Raw genomic sequence first — 16,188 nt, 5'->3', positions numbered from 1 at the left:
TCGGTAGCCGTAGAGTTCGGGCATGGTGTTCGAGATCCGGACGGCGCGGCCGAAGGATGCGGCGGGCGTCGCCCGGGTCTGGGCGGCCGTGATGCCGCAACTGGTCAAGACTGCGCGGGCAATCGAGCTGCAACTCAGCCGCGGCCGGAGCCAGGAAGTGCTGATCGCCGTCGACGGCCCGGACGTCGTCGGCTACGCGAACCTCTACCGGCCGCCGGCGGACGCCGAGGCGCCACGGGTGCGGATCACGGTCCAGGTTCCGCCGGAGTACCGCGGGCGCGGGATCGGCAGCGCACTGCTCACCGCGCTCACGGAGCGGGCCGTCGCGCTCGGCGCCGGACGGCTGCTGGTCGGGGTGAGTGACGACGCGCGGGACTTCGCGACCCATCGCGGGTTCACGATCGGGCGCCGGATGACGCACTCCACCGCCGACCTGACCGCCGCCCGCGAGCCGCTCGAGGTACCCGACGGGTTGCGTCTGGTGACGTACGACGAGTTGGAGCCGCGGCAGTTGTACGACGCCGAGGTGCAGGTCCGCGACGACGATCCGAGTGGGTTCTCGGGCGGACCGCAGTACGAGGAGTGGGTGCAGACGTCCTGGCACAACCCGGACGGGCGGTCCGATCTGAGCGTCGCCGTACTGGATGGTGACCGGGTGCTGTCGTTCGTCACCACGACCGCCGACCCGGACCGGAAGCTGATCTGGTCGAATTTGACCGGGACGATCCCGGCCGCGCGCGGTCGCGGGCTGGCGAAGGTGGTGAAGTCGGCAGCGCTCGCACGGGCCCGCGATGCCGGATTCACGGTCGCCTCGACCGGAAACGACGCGGCGAACGAGCCGATGCTCGCCGTGAACCGGTGGCTCGGGTACCGCGAGACCTCCGGCGCGTGGACCGCGGAGAAGGCGCTGTGAAGCGGCTTGCGGTCTCGCTGACGCTCTTCCTGGTGCTGTCGCTCGGCGTCGGGCTGCTGGTCTCCGGCTCCGAGGTCCTGGACTGGGGTATTGCCGGCGGGCTGTTCGCGATCGCCGTCCTGGGCGAGTGCTTCCGGTTCTGGATCCGCCGCACCCGCTCGAAGAAGCGCGACTCCTCCAGCGTCTGAGGTTACGCTGCCGTTGTGAGCGGCAACGTTCCCGCGTCGACCCGCACGCTGCGGGTACTCACGTTCCTGGCCACCCAGCCCGGTCCGGTACCGATGGAGCGCATCGCCTCCGCGGTCGGGTTGCCGCGCTCGTCGACGTACCACTTGCTGCGAGCAATGATCGACGAGGGGTTCGTCGTCCATCTGCCCGAGGAGAAGCGGTACGGGCTCGGGGTCGCCGCCTTCGAGATCGGGTCCGCCTATCTGCGGCACGATCCGCTGGAGCGGCTGGCGCGGCCGCTGCTGGTTCAGCTCGTGCACGAGATCGGTCAGACGGCGCATCTCGGCGTACTGCACGGGCGGGAGTTGGTGTACCTGCTGAAGGAGCAGCCGCCTCGTCCGGTCACGCTGGTGACCGATGTCGGCGTACGTCTGCCTGCCACCCTCACCGCCTCCGGCCGCGCTTTACTGGCCGAGCTCCCGCCCGCTCAGGTCCGCGCGTTGTTCCCGTCGCCGGAGTCCTTCGTCCGCCGTACCGACCTCGGACCGCGGTCCCTCAGCCAGCTCCGCCGCCTGCTCGCCGACGAGAAGCGACAGGGCTTCGCCGTCGAGGATTCCTTCATCACCCCCGGCATGGCCTCCGTGGCCAGCGCCGCCGTTGACCACGCCGGCCATCCCGTCGCCGCCATCAGCGTCACCTTCCCCACCACCACAGTCCCCCCGGCCGACCGTCCCCACCTGGCGCACAAAATCCGCCAAGCCGCCAAGGCCCTGACCCGCCGCCTCCACGGCTAGACCTTGCGCGGCCGGCGAGTCACCGGACGGGCTTACCGCTCTTCGCGGAAGTCGACGTGCTCGCGGAGCTGGGGGTCGTACTTGCGGATGATCAGGCGGTCGGGATTGTTTCGCCTGTTCTTGCGCGTTACGTAGGTGAAACCGGTGCCTGCGGTACTGCGGAGTTTGACGATGGGGCGGAGGTCGTTGCGCTTGGCCATGCTGTCCTCTCTTTCGTCAGGTAGAACGCCGGCCGACTGGCGGGCATTCCGCCGGACAGGGTACTTTGTATTGGTTATCGTTTTCAACAAGACAGGAGAGCAGATGCTTCCCGTGACCTTGCTGACGGGGCTCGACGAGGGGTTCCGCGGCTCCGTCGCGGGGAATCTGCTGGCGTCCGCGGGGCGTTCCGGAGTCTTGGTGGAGTACGACGTGAGCACCCTCAGCGCGGGCTCAGTCGTCCGGACCGCCCGTACGGCCACCGGTGTGATCGACCGTGAGGAGATCACGATGGAGCACCCGTGCGTGTCGTGCGCGCTGCGCAACTCCCTCGTCCAACTGCTCGCGAGCATCGCCGCCGTCGAGCGGTACGACGTCGCGATCGTGAACGTCCCGGCCGCCGGTGACACGCACGCGATCGCCACCGAGATCGAGCAGCACGCGGACCTGTGCGTCGCCTCGGTCGTCACCACCGTCGACGCAGCGACCGTCACCGACGACCTCACCGGTGAGGATCTGCTCCGCGAACGCGGCGTCCCCACCGCGGTCGAGGACGGCCGCGCGACCGCCGAAGTCGTCGTACGCCAACTCGAGTACGCCGACGCAGCGATCCTCACCACCGCCGACGACGTCGGCGAGCTGCTCCGGGCGATCAATCCAGGACTGCTGGTCAAGGACGCTCCGGCTGGTCTGCTCGACGCGGGCCAGTTCGCCCCGAGGCCCTCCAGAGGCGTCGAACCGGGCTCAATTGCCGCCGCGGTGGACGGGCTGACGTTCGTCTGGCAGTCCAATCGGCCGTTTCATCCTGAGCGGTTGTACGACGCGCTCGAGGACCTGGTGGCCGGCTCGGCGCGCGGGCGCGGGACGTTGTGGATCGCGACGCAGCACCGTCGGCGGCTCAGCTGGGACAGCTTCGGTACGAACATCGCGATCGGCACCCTCGGTCCGTGGCTGGCCGACCTCCCCGCGGACCGTTGGCCGACCGTGGGACAGCAGCACCAGGCCCGGTCCGCCCTCGAGTGGCACCCGGAGTACGGCGACCGCGCGTCGTACCTCTCGCTGACCGGCGTCGGGCTGGACGCCCGGGAATTACGGGAGCGCCTCGACGGTTGTGTCCTACGTGCGGATGAAGCGGTCCACCCACTGACCGATCCGTTCGCCCCCTACTTGGAAGGAAGTACTGCCGCATGAAGAAGGACATTCACCCCGACTACCGCCGGGTCGTCTTCCGGGACAAGTCCGGCGACTTCAGCTTCCTCACCGGTTCGACCCGCGAGAGCAGCGAGACGGTCGTCTGGCACGACGGGAACACGTATCCCGTCGTCGACGTCGAGATCTCGTCCGCTACGCACCCGTTCTACACGGGCCAGCAGCGCGTGATGGACACCCAGGGCCGCGTGGAGAAGTTCAAGAAGCGCTACGGCCAGAAGTAACCGGCACCACCAACCAGCCCGTCTCCCTCCCCCGAGGGCGACGGGCTGTTTTCTTTGGTCACCCGACCGGACACCGAAGTCGGACGACCAGGCCGCAGCGCTGCTCTAGCGTCGAGAGCGTGAAGCGTTGGTGGCCCGCCGTTGGCCTGTTCTTCCTGGCCCCGTTCGTCGGCGAGTTCCTGCTCGGCAACCAGTCGATCGCCGCGTTCGGGTGGCTGTTCCTGTTCGCACCGATGTACGGCGGCGGCGCGGTCCTGATCCGCGAGACCGCGCGCCGGGCCGGTCTGGGCTGGACCGGGATCGTGTTGCTGGCGGTCGCGTACGCGCTCCTGGAGGAGGGCCCGATCGACCAGATGCTGTTCAATCCGGCTTATCTCGGGCTGGACAGCTTCGCCGGGTTCGGCGAGATTCCCGGCCTCGGGCTGAGCGTCACGCTGATCCAGGGGACGATCACGCTGCACACGATCTGGAGCATCTGCGTACCGATCGCCCTGATCGAGGCCTGCGCTCCGTCGGGACCGTGGTTGCGTCGCCGCGGGCTGGTGACGGTCGCGACGGTCTTCGTCGTCGGCTCGACCCTGCTCGGCGTCATGCAAGGCATCGGTTTCCATTTCGTCGCGTCGGCGGCCGAGTTCATCGGATCGGCGATCGTGATCCTCGGACTGATCGCACTCGCCTTCGTCCTGGGCCGCCGCACGACGCGACCCGTCGACGGGACCGTGCCACGGCCGCTCCTGGTTGGCCTGACCGGGTTCGCCGTGACCAGCACGTACTGGCTGGAGGCCGTCCTGTTCCCCGACGGTCTGGGCTCCGAGTGGATCTCGGTCGCCTGGTGGTTCGTCCTCTTCGGTACGGCGACAACCGTCATCGTCCGCTGGGCCCGGCGCCAGGCCTGGACGCCCCGGCACACGCTGGCGCTCGCGACGGGCGCGCTTCTCACCTACTGCTGGTCCGGCTTCACGCAGTCCCGCGAACTGGACAACACCTCGCTCCCGGTCGCCTTCTTCGGCAGCGCGGTGTTCGCCGTCGTCGCGATCACCGTGGCCCTCGTCGCCTGGGCCCGAGTGCGCAGGGTTGGGGAGGATCTTCTACCCGATCTGGCACCGGATCCTCCCCAAGCCTGATCGTCTCGGATCCGAGACGGCGGCGTTGGCGTGCCGGGTGTCAGTAGGGGGCCGGCGGTTCCACACTGAGGGGATGGAACCGGTCGAGCTCACGGGTAGCGGGCTGACTCCGCTCGACGCCGTGGCCTTGGGGCAGCGGCGTACGTCAGTACGGCTCAGCGACGACGCGCGGAAGCGGATGCGCGAGTCGGCGCACGTGGTGGCCGAGGTGGCGGCGCGACGGCCCGTGTACGGGCGGACCACGGGCGTCGGGGCGAACCGCGACGTGCTGACGTCCGACCCGGAGCACGGCGCCCGGCTGCTCGCGTCGCACTCCACCACCGGTACAACTTCGTACCCGAAGGATGTCGTACGGCTGGGCCTGCTGATCCGGGTGAACCAGCTCGCCGCCGGCGGCTCGGGCCTCGAACCGGCGGTCGCCGACACGATCGTTGGCCTGCTCAACGACGACGACCTGCCCGACCTGCATCGCGGCGGCGCGATCGGGACCGGCGACCTCGGCCCGCTCGCCGAGCTCGGACTCGCACTCGGCGACGTCATCGACGGCACCAGCGCGCTCCCACTCCTGTCCAGCAACGCGCTCACGCTCGCCGAGTGCTGCCTGGCGTACGTCGACGCGTCCACGCTGATCAACGTCGTGCCGCTGGTCGGCGCCCTCACCCATGTCGCACTGCGCGGCAACGCCGAGGTCTACGACGTCCGCGTCCACGAGGCGCGTCCACAGCCCGGCCAGGTCCGGGTCGCCCGCCGGATGCGCGATCTCCTCGACGGCCTCCCGCTGCAGCCGGCCCGTGTCCAGGACCCCTTCGGGGTGCGGGCCTTCGCGCAGGTGCTCGGCCCGGCCGTCGACCATTCGGATGCCCTGGGCAACAGTGTTCGCATCGACATCAACGCGGCCGCGGAGAACCCGCTGGTGGCCGGCGACGCCGTACTGCACAACGGCAACTGGCACGCGATGCCGATCGCGCTCGCGCTGGACTCACTCCGTCTCAGCCTGCACAGCGTCGCGACCCTCTCCACCACCCGCGTCGCGAACCTCGTCGACCCGGACTACACCGGCCTCAGCAGGTTCCTGGCCAGTGGTGCCGAGACGAGCTCCGGCGTGATGATGATCGAGTACGTGGCCCACGACGCACTCGCCGCCGTCCGCTCGTCCGCGCAGCCCGCCACGCTCGGTACCGCCACGTTGTCCCGCGGCGCCGAACTGCACGCGAGCTTCGCGCCGCAGGCGGCCGCCCTGACCAAACAACTCCTCGACGCGCTCCGCGAAGTACTCGCCAGCGAACTCGTCACCGCCGTACGCGCGATCCGCCTGGCCGGCCTGACACCCGTCGATCTCGCACCCGCAGCCGTCGCCCCCTGGCTGACCGACGCCCTGGCAGCCCTGCCGGGCGACCTGGCCGACCGCTCGCTCCGCGAGGACCTGGAGATCGCCCGCGGCCTCCTCACCCAATGGGGCGACCGCCAGGTCGAACACCCAGCTGAATCCGGCTAGGCGTACCGAAGAACGGGTAGTGGTCGGCCATCGCGACCGGACTCAGGCTCGTCACCGTCCGGCGAGCCGCGAAATCCTGCACCACTACCCGTCCTTCGATACAGCTCCTACAGCTGGCGCAGGTCGAAGGTGGCGGCCATGGCCTTGTAGCCGTTGGCGTTGGGGTGCAGGTGATCGCCGGAGTCGTAGGCGGGGAGGAACTTCCCCGGGGCGGCCGGGTCGCGGGTGGCCTTGTCGAAGTCGACGACGCCGTCGTACTCGCCGGAGGTCCGGATCCAGGTGTTGAGCGCCTGCCGATCCGCTTCCCCTTCAGGTGTGTAGTACCCAGCACCCTCGTACGGCGTGAGCGTCGCGCCGAGGACCTTCAGCCCGGCCTCATGGGCGCGGTGGATGAACTGCCGCTGGACCGCGATCAGCTGCGCGGGATCCGTCGCACCGCGGCTGCTGCCGATGTCGTTGATGCCTTCGAGCAGCACCACGGTCCGGACACCGGACTGCGCGAGGACGTCCCGGTCGAAGCGCGCGAGCGTCGAGTCCCCCGCCGTACCGGCGTTGTCGAGCAGGCGGTTGCCTCCGATCCCCATGTTCAGGATGCCGAGGTCGCGCGCCGCCGGACCGGCCTGCAGACGGTCGGCCAACTGGTCGGGGTACCGCAGGTTCTGGTCGACCGGCGAGGCCGAGCCGTCGGTGATCGAGTCGCCGAACAACAGGACCGAACCACGGACGCGACTCTGCACGTCGATGCCGGCGATCACGTACCGCGCCGTACCGGCGAGCTGTTCGTACGACGACCCGTCGTTGCCGGTCTGGTCACCGGTGGCGACGAACCGGCTCGCGAACCCGGACGGGTGCTGCGTGAGCGTCCCGGTCGGACCCGGGAAGTACGTACTGATCACCAGATCGGAGTCGTCCGGTACGTCGATGCGCACCGGATCGGACACCCAGTCGGCACCAACCGGGATCGTGACCGAGGCGCGGCCGTCGAACAGCACCGGAGCGAGCTTGGTGGGATCGACGGTCGGCGTACCGTTCAGGTCGCCGGACCGCGGCGTCACGGTGACCTTTCCGACCGTGAGCGGCTTGGAGCCGTAGACGTTCGACAGCCGCAGCCGGAGCTGCGGACCGCCGACGGACAGGTGTGCGATCTGACGGAAGGTCGTGTCGGTGACCCCGGTCAGCGTCGGCCCCGACGTGCCGGGCGGGGTGACGGCAACCGACCAGCTCCCGACCCAGGCCGCCGGCGGCGCGGCCTCGGCAGCCGGCAGCGCGGCCGCTGCGGTCGGAGTCAGTGGAACGGCGAGCAGAGCGAGTGCGACGACCAGCGGTTTGAGACGGCGCATGAGACCACCTTCGTTGGGCGGATACGAGGTTTACATCGATTCACCCAAGGCGGCCGGACGCGCGCAACCGCTCACCACGGATCGTCGGTGAGCGGTCGCAGATCAGCGATCAGAGGCGGTTGTACGCCTTCAGCGTGCGGAGTGCACCGACCGTCACGATGCCGCGGTACTCGAGGGTCGCGGCCGGGCCCGGCGGCTCCCAGGTGATCGCCCAGCCGCCGTCGTCCTGCTGGTCGGCGATCAGGCGGTCGAGGTGCGCGTCGAGCTGTTCGTCGGTGAACAGCGGGCGCCAGAAGCTGTCCGGCGTCGGCGCGAACTGCAAGGGCGTCACGCCGTACGACGGATCGGCCGCGTCACCGCGGTAGTGCGCGAGCTTGGGCAGCCAGTCGCGGATCCGGTCGACATCGGTGTCACCGGTGTGTTCGAGGAACTCGAGCGCTTCGTGCATCCCGTGCGCGTCCTCCGGGAAGCCCTTGCCGAGCTGGGCCGCGCACCAGGCACCTGCCTTGTCCCGCCAGGGGTGTTCGATGCCGAGCTTGTGCAGCCGGCCGACGATCCCGGCGGTCGGATTGACGTCCGGGTGGTACGTCCACTCGGTGATGTGCTCGGCACGCGGATACCCCTCGACGGCCGGTCCACACAGCGGCACCGCGCCGTCCGGCGTCGCCACCGACGCGAGCCAATCAACGGCCGGCCGAACCATGTCGTCGTCGCGCGCGTCCGCCGCGAGGAGCGTGTCGAACGCGACCTCTACGTCGAGCGGCAGACTGTCCGGGCACCGCTTGTCCGGCTCGAGCCCCTGCCCGAACCCGCCGTCGGCGTTCTGATACCCGCGCAGCGCATCGACCACTCCGCGCGGATCAGCTCCCTCGAAGATCGTCGCGAACAGCCGCCGCTCGAGCACCCGCGCATCTCGCCGTACGAAGTCGCGCCCTGCCGTGAAGATGTCCATACCCCGACCCTCTCGCACCCGTCCCCGGATGTCTTGAACGAATCGGACGTCACGGCTCGAAGCGGTAGCCCATGCCTGGTTCGGTGAGGAGGTGTTTCGGGCGGGCGGGGTCGGGCTCGAGTTTGCGGCGGAGCTGGCCCATGTAGAAGCGGAGGTTGCCGGCAGCGGTCTCGTAGCCGGGGCCCCAGACCTCGACCAGCAGCTGGCGCTGGGACATCAGCTTGCCGGGGTTGCGGACCAGGACCTCCAGCAGGTGCCATTCGGTCGGCGTCAGCCGGATGTCCTCGCCGTTCGGCAGCGTCACGCGTTTGGCGGACAGGTCGACGGCGGTGCCGCCGACGGTCACGGTCGGCTGGTCCTGGGCAAGGTTGCTGCGTCGCAGTACGGCGCGCATCCGGGCGAGCAGCTCGTCGATCCCGAACGGCTTCGTCACGTAGTCGTCCGCGCCGGCGTCCAGCGCTTCGACCTTGTCGGTCTGGTCGGTCCGCCCGGACAGCACCAGGATCGGTGCGTCGGTCCAGCCGCGGAGCCCCCGGATCACATCCACGCCGTCGAAGTCCGGGAGCCCGAGGTCGAGGATCACCAGCTCCGGCGGGTGCTGCGCGGCGACCTTCAGCGCCGACGTACCGGTGCCGGCCAGGTGCACCTCGTACCCGCGCGCCTTCAGGTTGATCTGCAACGCCCGCACGATCTGCGGCTCGTCGTCAACCACTAGTACTCGGGTCACTCCCTGACCTTTCTCTCGTGCCGGGGACCGGGATGTCGGCGGCTTGCGCTGTCGGCATCGCGACCACCATGGTCAGTCCACCACCTGGAGTGTCCTCGGGCTGCAACGTGCCGTGCATCGCCTCGGCGAGTCCGCGGGCGAGCGCCAGTCCGAGCCCGACGCCGACGGTATTGTCGGTGTCGCCGAGCCGCTGGAACGGCGCGAACACCCGGTCCCGGTCCTCCCGCGGGATGCCCGGGCCGCGGTCGACGACGCGGATCTCGACGGTGTCGCCGAGCGCGCTTCCGGTGATCAGTGGTGGGCGCCCGGCCGGCGAGTAGCGGATCGCGTTCGCCAGCAGGTTCGCGACGACGCGCTCCAGCAGCGCCGGATCTGCCTCGACCAGCGGCAGCGTGTCCGGGATGTCGACCGTCACTCGATCCGCACCGTCGCCGCCTTCGGCCAGTACGCCGGGGAGGATCTCGTCGAGCGCCGTCGGGCGGGTGAACACCGGCAGTACGCCGGCCTGCAGGCGACTCAGATCGAGCAGGTTGTCCACCAGCCGCGACAACCGGTCGAGCGACTCGTCGGCGGTCTCGAGCAGCTCCGCGCGCTCCGACTCGCTCCACTCGACGTCGTCACTCCGCAACGACGTCACCGACGCCTTGGCCGACGCCAGCGGGGACCGCAGGTCGTGGCCGACCGCCCGGAGCAACGCCGTCCGCAACTTGTCCGCCTCGGCGAGCGGCTTCGCCTCGGCGGCCGCCTCGCTCAACCGGCCGCGGTCGACGAGCGCCGCCGCGTGGGCCGCGAACGCGCCGACCAGCCGTCGTTCGTCCGCCTCCAGCTGATGCCCTTGCAGTACCAGCACCAGGTCGTCGCGCGCCGGGATCTCCGCGTCGGCCTCCTCCGGACGTGTACAGGTGAGCGATCCGGCCGACGCCAACGGGCGCCACACCTCGGTGAGCTCGTCGTCGTCCACACGCTCCATCAGGCAGGCGCCGGTCATCCCGAACGCCTCCCGAACCCGCTCCAGCAAGGCGGGCAGCGCCGTCTCGCCGCGCAGTACCGAACCGGCCAAGGTCGCCAACGTCTCCGACTCCGCGGCCGCCCGGGCCGCCTGTCTGGTCCGCCGGGCCGCACGATCCACGACCGAACTGACCATCGCCGCGATCAGGACGAAGATCAGCAGGGCGAGCGCGTTGTTCAGGTCGGCGATCGTGAAGGTCCGCCGCGGCGGCGTGAAGAACCAGTTCAGGACCAGGGATCCGCCGATCGCGGTCACCATCGCCGGCCACATCCCGCCGACCAGCGCCACCACGACCACCGCGAACAGGAACGCCAGTACGTTGCTGGTCAGGTTGAGCGTGTCGCCGCCGAGCCCCAGGACGAGCGCAAGCACCGGCGGCAGCACAACCGCCAGTACGAAGCCCTGAATCTTCCGTTTGCGGGACAGACTCCCCCGCATCCGCGGCAGCCGCCCACGCCCCATCTGCGAGTGCGTGACGAGGTGTACGTCGATCTCACCGGAGTCGCGGATCGTGGTGGCGCCGATCCCGGGACCGGTGAACAGCGACCCGAACCGCGACCGGCGGCTGCCCCCGAGCACCAGTTGGGTCGCGTTCTCCGCCTCCGCGAAGGTCAGCAGCGCGGCCGGGATGTCGTCGCCGACCACCTGGTGATAGGTGCCACCAAGCTTCTCGACCAGATTCCGTTGCTCGGCCAGCTTGCTCGGGTTCGCGCCGGTCAGTCCGTCGGACCGTGCCACGTGCACGGCGAGCAGATCGCCGCCCGACGAGCGGGCCGCGATCCGGGCCGCGCGGCGGATCAGCGTCTCCCCCTCCGGTCCGCCGGTGAGCGCGACGACGACGCGCTCGCGGGCCTCCCAGGTGGAGTCGATGTCGTGCTCCGCGCGGTACTGCTGCAGGCCCGCATCCACCCGATCCGCCAGCCAGAGCAGCGCGAGCTCACGCAGCGCCGACAGGTTGCCGACCCGGAAGTAGTTGCCCAGGGCAGCATCGATCTTGTCGGCCGCGTACACGTTCCCGTGCGCCATCCGCCGGCGCAGCGCCTCCGGCGTCATGTCGACGAGCTCGATCTGGTCGGCGGCCCGCACCACCCGGTCCGGCACCGTCTCCTGCTGCGGTACGCCGGTGATCTTCTCGACCACGTCGTTGATCGACTCCAGGTGCTGGATGTTGACCGCCGAGATCACGTCGATCCCGGCGGCCAGCAGCTCCTCGATGTCCTGCCAGCGCTTCTCGTTCCGGCTGCCCGGGACGTTGGTGTGCGCCAACTCGTCGACCATCGCGACCTCGGGCCGCCGGGCCAGGACGGCGTCCAGGTCCAGCTCGGTGAAGCTGGCGCCGCGGTAGTCGATGATCCGCCGCGGCACCACCTCGAGCCCGTCCAGCATCTCCGCGGTGTGCTGGCGACCGTGTGTCTCGACGAACCCGGCCACCACGTCGGTGCCGCGCGCACGCCGACGCTGCCCCTCGCCCAGCATCTTGTAGGTCTTCCCTACGCCGGGCGCGGCCCCGAGATACACCCGCAGGTGCCCGCGCTTCATACTTCGATGATCTCAGGCCGCGGCGAGCGCGGCGTTCAGCGTCACCACGTTCACCGTCGGCTCGCCCAGGAAGCCGAGCGTGCGGCCCTTGGTGTTGTCCTTGACCAGCTGCTTCACCTGGTCCACGGACAGGTCGCGCTCCCGCGCCACCCGGGGGATCTGCAGGGCGGCGTACGCCGGGCTGATCGCCGGATCCAGGCCGCTGCCACTCGCGGTGACCGCGTCCGGCGGTACCTGCGACGGGTCGACCCCTTCGCGCTTCGCGACCTCCTGCCGGCGCTGCTCGATCAGCTTGACGAGCTCGGGGCTGTTCGGCCCGTACTGGGACGCGGCGCTGCCCTTCCCGTCGTACTTGGCGGCCGATGGCCTGGTCTGGAACCAGCCGTCCGGGTACGCCTGACCGATCAGGTCGGACGCCACCGGCTTGCCGTCGACCTTCACGATCGAACCGTTCGCGTTGCCGTGGAACAGGACCTGCGCGACGCCGGTCATGGCCAGCGGATAAAGGATGCCCAGGACAACGGTGAAGACGAGGAGCACGCGCACCGCGACCCCGGCCTGGCGAAAACTGCTTGGCATTGTCAACAGACCTTTCAGCGGAGACCGGGGATCAGCGAGATCACCAGGTCGAGGAGCTTGATGCCGACGAACGGCGAGATCAGGCCGCCGACGCCGTACACGAGCAGATTGCGGCGCAGCATCGCGGACGCCGAGGACGGCCGGTACCGCACACCGCGCAGCGCCAGCGGGACGAGCAGCACGATGATCAGCGCGTTGAAGACGATCGCGGACACGATCGCCGACTGCGGCGAGTGCAGGCCCATGATGTTCAGCCGGTCCAGGCCCGGGTACGCCGCCGCGAACAGCGCCGGCAGGATCGCGAAGTACTTCGCCACGTCGTTCGCGATCGAGAACGTGGTCAGCGATCCGCGGGTGATCAGCAACTGCTTGCCGATCTCGACGATCTCGATCAGCTTGGTCGGGTTCGAGTCGAGGTCGACCATGTTGCCGGCCTCCTTCGCGGCCGACGTACCGGAGTTCATCGCGACGCCGACGTCGGCCTGTGCGAGCGCCGGAGCATCGTTGGTGCCGTCACCGGTCATCGCGACCAGCCGTCCACCCTCCTGCTCCTTCTTGATCAGCGCCATCTTGTCCTCGGGCGTCGCCTCGGCCAGGAAGTCGTCGACCCCGGCCTCGTCGGCGATCGCCTTCGCGGTCAGCGCGTTGTCGCCGGTGATCATCACGGTCCGGATGCCCATCGCGCGCATCTGGTCGAACCGTTCCCGCATCCCTTCCTTGACCACGTCCTTCAGGTGGATCACCCCGAGCGGGCGCGCCTTGCCGTCGATGCTCTCGGCAACGACCAGCGGCGTACCACCGGACGCCGAGATGCCGTCGACGATCTCACCGAGGCGCGCGTCCGACGTACCGTGGTGTTCACCGATCCAGGCATTCACCGCGCCGGCCGCGCCCTTGCGGATCTGCCGCTCGTCGACGTCGACGCCGCTCATCCGGGTCTGCGCGGTGAACTCCACGAACGTTGCATGCGGCAACTCTCCGGTGTGCCGCTCGCGCAGCCCGTACGCGGTCTTCGCCAGGACGACGATCGAACGCCCCTCCGGGGTCTCGTCCGCGAGGCTGGACAGCTGTGCCGCATCGGCCAGCTCCGTGTCGCTGACGCCCTCGACCGGGATGAACTCCGACGCCTGCCGGTTCCCGAGCGTGATGGTGCCGGTCTTGTCCAGCAGCAGCGTGTTCACGTCGCCCGCGGCCTCGACCGCGCGGCCGGACATCGCCAGTACGTTGCGCTGTACGAGCCGGTCCATGCCGGCGATGCCGATCGCGGACAGCAGCGCGCCGATCGTGGTCGGGATCAGGCAGACCAGCAGCGCGGTCAGGATGACGATGTTCAGCTTGATGCCGGCGTAGTTCGCGAACGGCGGCAGCGTCACGGTGGCGACCAGGAAGACGATGGTCAGGCTGGCGAGCAGGATGTTCAGCGCGATCTCGTTCGGCGTCTTCTGCCGGGACGCGCCCTCGACCAGGGCGATCATCCGGTCGATGAAGCTCTCACCGGGCCGGGTGGTGATCTTCACGACGATCCGGTCCGACAACACCTTCGTACCACCGGTCACGGCGCTCCGGTCGCCGCCGGACTCCCGGATGACCGGGGCCGACTCGCCGGTGATCGCCGACTCGTCCACCGAGGCGACGCCTTCGACGACGTCACCGTCGCCGGGGATGATCTGGCCCGCCTCGACCACGACGCGGTCACCGAGCTGGAGCTGCGCCGCGGGGATCTGCTCCTCGGCGTCACCCACGAGCTTCCGGGCGGTGGTCTCGGTCTTCGCCCGGCGCAGCGTCTCGGCCTGGGCCTTGCCGCGGCCTTCCGCGACCGCTTCCGCGAGGTTCGCGAAGATCACCGTCAGCCAGAGCCAGACCACGATCCACCAGACGAACACGCCCGGGTCGGTGACGGCGAAGACGGTCGCTGCGACGGCACCGACCTCGACGACGAACATCACCGGGTTCTTCCACATCACCCGTGGGTCGAGTTTGCGCAGCGCGTCGGGTAACGCGCCGATCAGTTGGGTAATCACAGTCCCTCCGCGAGGGGTCCAAGGGTGAGTGCGGGGAAGTAGGTGAGGCCGGTGACGATCAGCACCGTGCCGACGAGCAGCCCGACGAAGAGCGGCTTGTACGTCGGCAGCGTGCCCTGCGTGACCGGTACCGGCTGCTGCTTCGCGAGCGATCCCGCGAGCGCCAGTACGAAGACGATCGGAATGAACCGGCCGAGCAGCATCGCCAGCCCCAGAGCCGTGTTGTAGAAGGGGATGTTGGCGCTGAGGCCGCCGAACGCGCTGCCGTTGTTGTTGGCTGCGGACGTGAACGCGTACAGGACCTCGGAGAAGCCGTGCGGGCTGTCGGTGTTGAAGATCGAGGCCCGCGCGGACGCCAGCCCCATCGCGATCGAGGTGCCGAGCAGGACGACGGTCGGCGTGGTCAGGATGTACAGCGACACGAGCTTCATCTCGCGCGCGGTGATCTTCTTCTTCAGGTACTCCGGCGTCCGGCCGACCATCAGGCCGGCGACGAAGACCGCGAGTACGGCGAGGATCAGCATCCCGTACAGCCCCGAACCGGTACCGCCCGGCGTGACTTCACCGAGCATCATGTGGAACATCGCCGTACCACCGCCGAGGGGGGTGAACGAGTCGTGTGCGGAGTTGACCGCGCCGGTCGACGTACCCGTCGTGGAGCTGGCGAACAACGCCGAGGCCCATTCGCCGAAGCGGGTCTCCTTGCCCTCCATCGCGGCGCCCGCGGCCTGGCTCGCCGTACCGGCGCCCTGGTTCTCGAAGAACGTCGCGGCGAAGGTGAAGGCCGCCCACAGCGTGCCCATCACGCCGAGGATCGCGTACCCCTGGCACTTGTCCTTGACCATCAGGCCGAAGGTGCGGGTGAGCGCGACCGGGATGACCAGCTCGAGGAAGATCTCGAACAGGTTCGACAGGCCGTTCGGGTTCTCGAACGGGTGCGCGGAGTTCGCGTTGTAGAAGCCGCCGCCGTTGGTGCCGAGCTCCTTGATGACCTCCTGGCTAGCGACCGGGCCGCCGGGAATGGTCTGGGTCTGGCCGACGATCGAGGTCACCTCGTGGCCGCCGGAGAAGTTCTGGACGACGCCCATCGCGACCAGCGCGAGGCCGCCGACGACCGCCATCGGCAGCAGTACGCGCAGGAGCGTACGGGTGAGGTCGACCCAGAAGTTGCCGAGCCGATCGGTTTTCGCGCGGGTGAAGCCGCGGATCAGCGCGATCGCGACGGTGATGCCGACGGCCGCGGAGACGAAGTTCTGGACCGCGAGGCCGGCGAACTGGACCAGGTGGCCCATCGTCACCTCAGGCGAGTACGACTGCCAGTTGGTGTTCGCGACGAAGGATGCGGCGGTGTTGAAGGCCAGCCCGGACGGTACGTTCGGAAGCCCGAGCGAGAACGGGAGCCAGTGCTGCAGGCGCTGCAGCAGGAACAGCAGCACCAGGCTCGCCGCCGAGAACGCGATCAGCGAGCGTGCGTACACGCCCCAGGTCTGATCGGACCGGGCGTCGACCCCGAACAGTTTGTAGAGGCCGCGCTCGGCCCGCAGGTCCCGATCGGAGGTGTAAACGCGGGCCATGTACCCGCCCAGCGGCCGGTAGACCGCCGCCAGGCACAGGAGAAGGAAGCCGACCTGCAACAGGCCGGCCGCGGTGTCGGACATCAGAACCTCTCGGGAAAGACCAGGGCGGCGATCAGATAGGCGACCAGCGCAACGGCCACGACCAGGCCGGCGATGGTCATGGGGCCTCCCGGTCTGGACTGAGGAGCGGAGGGAGCGTAGCGACCGGAGTGACGAGGGAAGACCGGGAGTTCCAGCCCCATGACCCGCCGCGACGGAGTCGCGGCATCAGCAGAGTCTCAGCGTTCATGAGGTCCACTGGACACCGGTGATTGCCCGG

The 16,188-nt window shown here is 69.4% G+C and carries 16 protein-coding genes; 7 read left to right on the top strand and 9 right to left on the bottom strand.

The features are described from left to right. Window positions 1-22 precede the first annotated feature (22 nt). The 3 genes from ACGFI6_RS12180 to ACGFI6_RS12170 are packed head-to-tail and all read left to right on the top strand — an operon-like array spanning window position 23 to window position 1,875. A complete protein-coding gene (locus ACGFI6_RS12180; RefSeq protein ID WP_393117642.1) occupies window positions 23-913 on the top strand; it encodes a GNAT family N-acetyltransferase in 891 nt (296 codons plus the stop codon). Beyond that, the gene (locus tag ACGFI6_RS12175) at window positions 910-1,101 is read left to right on the top strand and encodes a hypothetical protein (RefSeq protein WP_393117640.1); all 192 of its coding nucleotides are present in this window, start codon (window positions 910-912) and stop codon (window positions 1,099-1,101) included. Before ACGFI6_RS12180 ends, ACGFI6_RS12175 begins: the two co-directional genes overlap by 4 nt. 15 nt (window positions 1,102-1,116) lie before the next feature. Further along, a complete protein-coding gene (locus tag ACGFI6_RS12170; RefSeq protein ID WP_393117639.1) occupies window positions 1,117-1,875 on the top strand; it encodes an IclR family transcriptional regulator in 759 nt (252 codons plus the stop codon). A gap of 32 nt (window positions 1,876-1,907) precedes the next feature. On the opposite strand, the gene rpmG is transcribed toward ACGFI6_RS12170, so the two are convergent. Continuing rightward, on the bottom strand, window positions 1,908-2,075 hold the full coding sequence (gene rpmG, locus ACGFI6_RS12165; RefSeq protein WP_393117637.1) for a 50S ribosomal protein L33: 168 nt from the start codon (window positions 2,073-2,075) through the stop codon (window positions 1,908-1,910). Window positions 2,076-2,178: 103 nt separating this feature from the next. Here rpmG and ACGFI6_RS12160 point away from each other — a divergent pair, with 103 nt between their 5' ends. The 4 genes from ACGFI6_RS12160 (at window position 2,179) to ACGFI6_RS12145 (ending at window position 6,125) form a co-directional block, all read left to right on the top strand. Next, window positions 2,179-3,264, top strand: coding sequence for a CobW family GTP-binding protein (locus ACGFI6_RS12160; protein WP_393117635.1), 1,086 nt, complete (start codon window positions 2,179-2,181; stop codon window positions 3,262-3,264). After that, entirely contained in the window at window positions 3,261-3,506 is a 246-nt protein-coding gene (locus tag ACGFI6_RS12155) for a type B 50S ribosomal protein L31 (protein ID WP_393117633.1), read from the top strand. The genes ACGFI6_RS12160 and ACGFI6_RS12155 overlap by 4 nt, the downstream gene beginning before the upstream one ends. A gap of 119 nt (window positions 3,507-3,625) precedes the next feature. Next, window positions 3,626-4,630, top strand: a complete 1,005-nt coding sequence (locus tag ACGFI6_RS12150; RefSeq protein ID WP_393117631.1) for a hypothetical protein — start codon at window positions 3,626-3,628, stop codon at window positions 4,628-4,630. A gap of 73 nt (window positions 4,631-4,703) precedes the next feature. After that, window positions 4,704-6,125 carry an aromatic amino acid lyase gene (locus tag ACGFI6_RS12145; protein ID WP_393117629.1) on the top strand — a complete coding sequence of 474 codons (1,422 nt, stop codon included), beginning with the start codon at window positions 4,704-4,706 and terminating at the stop codon, window positions 6,123-6,125. Between the two features lie 107 nt (window positions 6,126-6,232). Here the strand turns inward: ACGFI6_RS12145 and ACGFI6_RS12140 are convergent, their stop codons facing one another. From ACGFI6_RS12140 to kdpF, 8 genes are all read right to left on the bottom strand, one after another. Beyond that, window positions 6,233-7,465 carry an SGNH/GDSL hydrolase family protein gene (locus tag ACGFI6_RS12140; protein ID WP_393117627.1) on the bottom strand — a complete coding sequence of 411 codons (1,233 nt, stop codon included), beginning with the start codon at window positions 7,463-7,465 and terminating at the stop codon, window positions 6,233-6,235. 109 nt (window positions 7,466-7,574) lie between these two features. Beyond that, on the bottom strand, window positions 7,575-8,417 hold the full coding sequence (locus ACGFI6_RS12135; protein ID WP_393117626.1) for a hypothetical protein: 843 nt from the start codon (window positions 8,415-8,417) through the stop codon (window positions 7,575-7,577). 49 nt (window positions 8,418-8,466) lie between these two features. After that, the gene (locus tag ACGFI6_RS12130) at window positions 8,467-9,144 is read right to left on the bottom strand and encodes a response regulator (protein WP_393117624.1); all 678 of its coding nucleotides are present in this window, start codon (window positions 9,142-9,144) and stop codon (window positions 8,467-8,469) included. Beyond that, window positions 9,122-11,692, bottom strand: a complete 2,571-nt coding sequence (locus ACGFI6_RS12125; RefSeq protein WP_393117623.1) for a DUF4118 domain-containing protein — start codon at window positions 11,690-11,692, stop codon at window positions 9,122-9,124. The genes ACGFI6_RS12130 and ACGFI6_RS12125 overlap by 23 nt, the downstream gene beginning before the upstream one ends. A gap of 12 nt (window positions 11,693-11,704) precedes the next feature. Then, the gene (gene kdpC / locus ACGFI6_RS12120; RefSeq protein ID WP_393117621.1) at window positions 11,705-12,277 is read right to left on the bottom strand and encodes a potassium-transporting ATPase subunit KdpC; all 573 of its coding nucleotides are present in this window, start codon (window positions 12,275-12,277) and stop codon (window positions 11,705-11,707) included. 8 nt (window positions 12,278-12,285) lie between these two features. Further along, complete coding sequence (gene kdpB, locus ACGFI6_RS12115) at window positions 12,286-14,292, bottom strand: potassium-transporting ATPase subunit KdpB (protein ID WP_393117619.1); 2,007 nt, start codon at window positions 14,290-14,292, stop codon at window positions 12,286-12,288. Next, a complete protein-coding gene (kdpA, locus tag ACGFI6_RS12110) occupies window positions 14,289-15,950 on the bottom strand; it encodes a potassium-transporting ATPase subunit KdpA (RefSeq protein ID WP_393117617.1) in 1,662 nt (553 codons plus the stop codon). Before kdpA ends, kdpB begins: the two co-directional genes overlap by 4 nt. Beyond that, the gene (kdpF, locus tag ACGFI6_RS12105; protein WP_393118116.1) at window positions 15,950-16,030 is read right to left on the bottom strand and encodes a K(+)-transporting ATPase subunit F; all 81 of its coding nucleotides are present in this window, start codon (window positions 16,028-16,030) and stop codon (window positions 15,950-15,952) included. Before kdpF ends, kdpA begins: the two co-directional genes overlap by 1 nt. Window positions 16,031-16,188 lie beyond the last annotated feature (158 nt).

It is taken from the genome of Kribbella sp. NPDC048928, assembly GCF_043197975.1.
GTDB lineage: Bacteria > Actinomycetota > Actinomycetes > Propionibacteriales > Kribbellaceae > Kribbella.
This window is presented reverse-complemented; position numbering and strand designations above follow the sequence as displayed.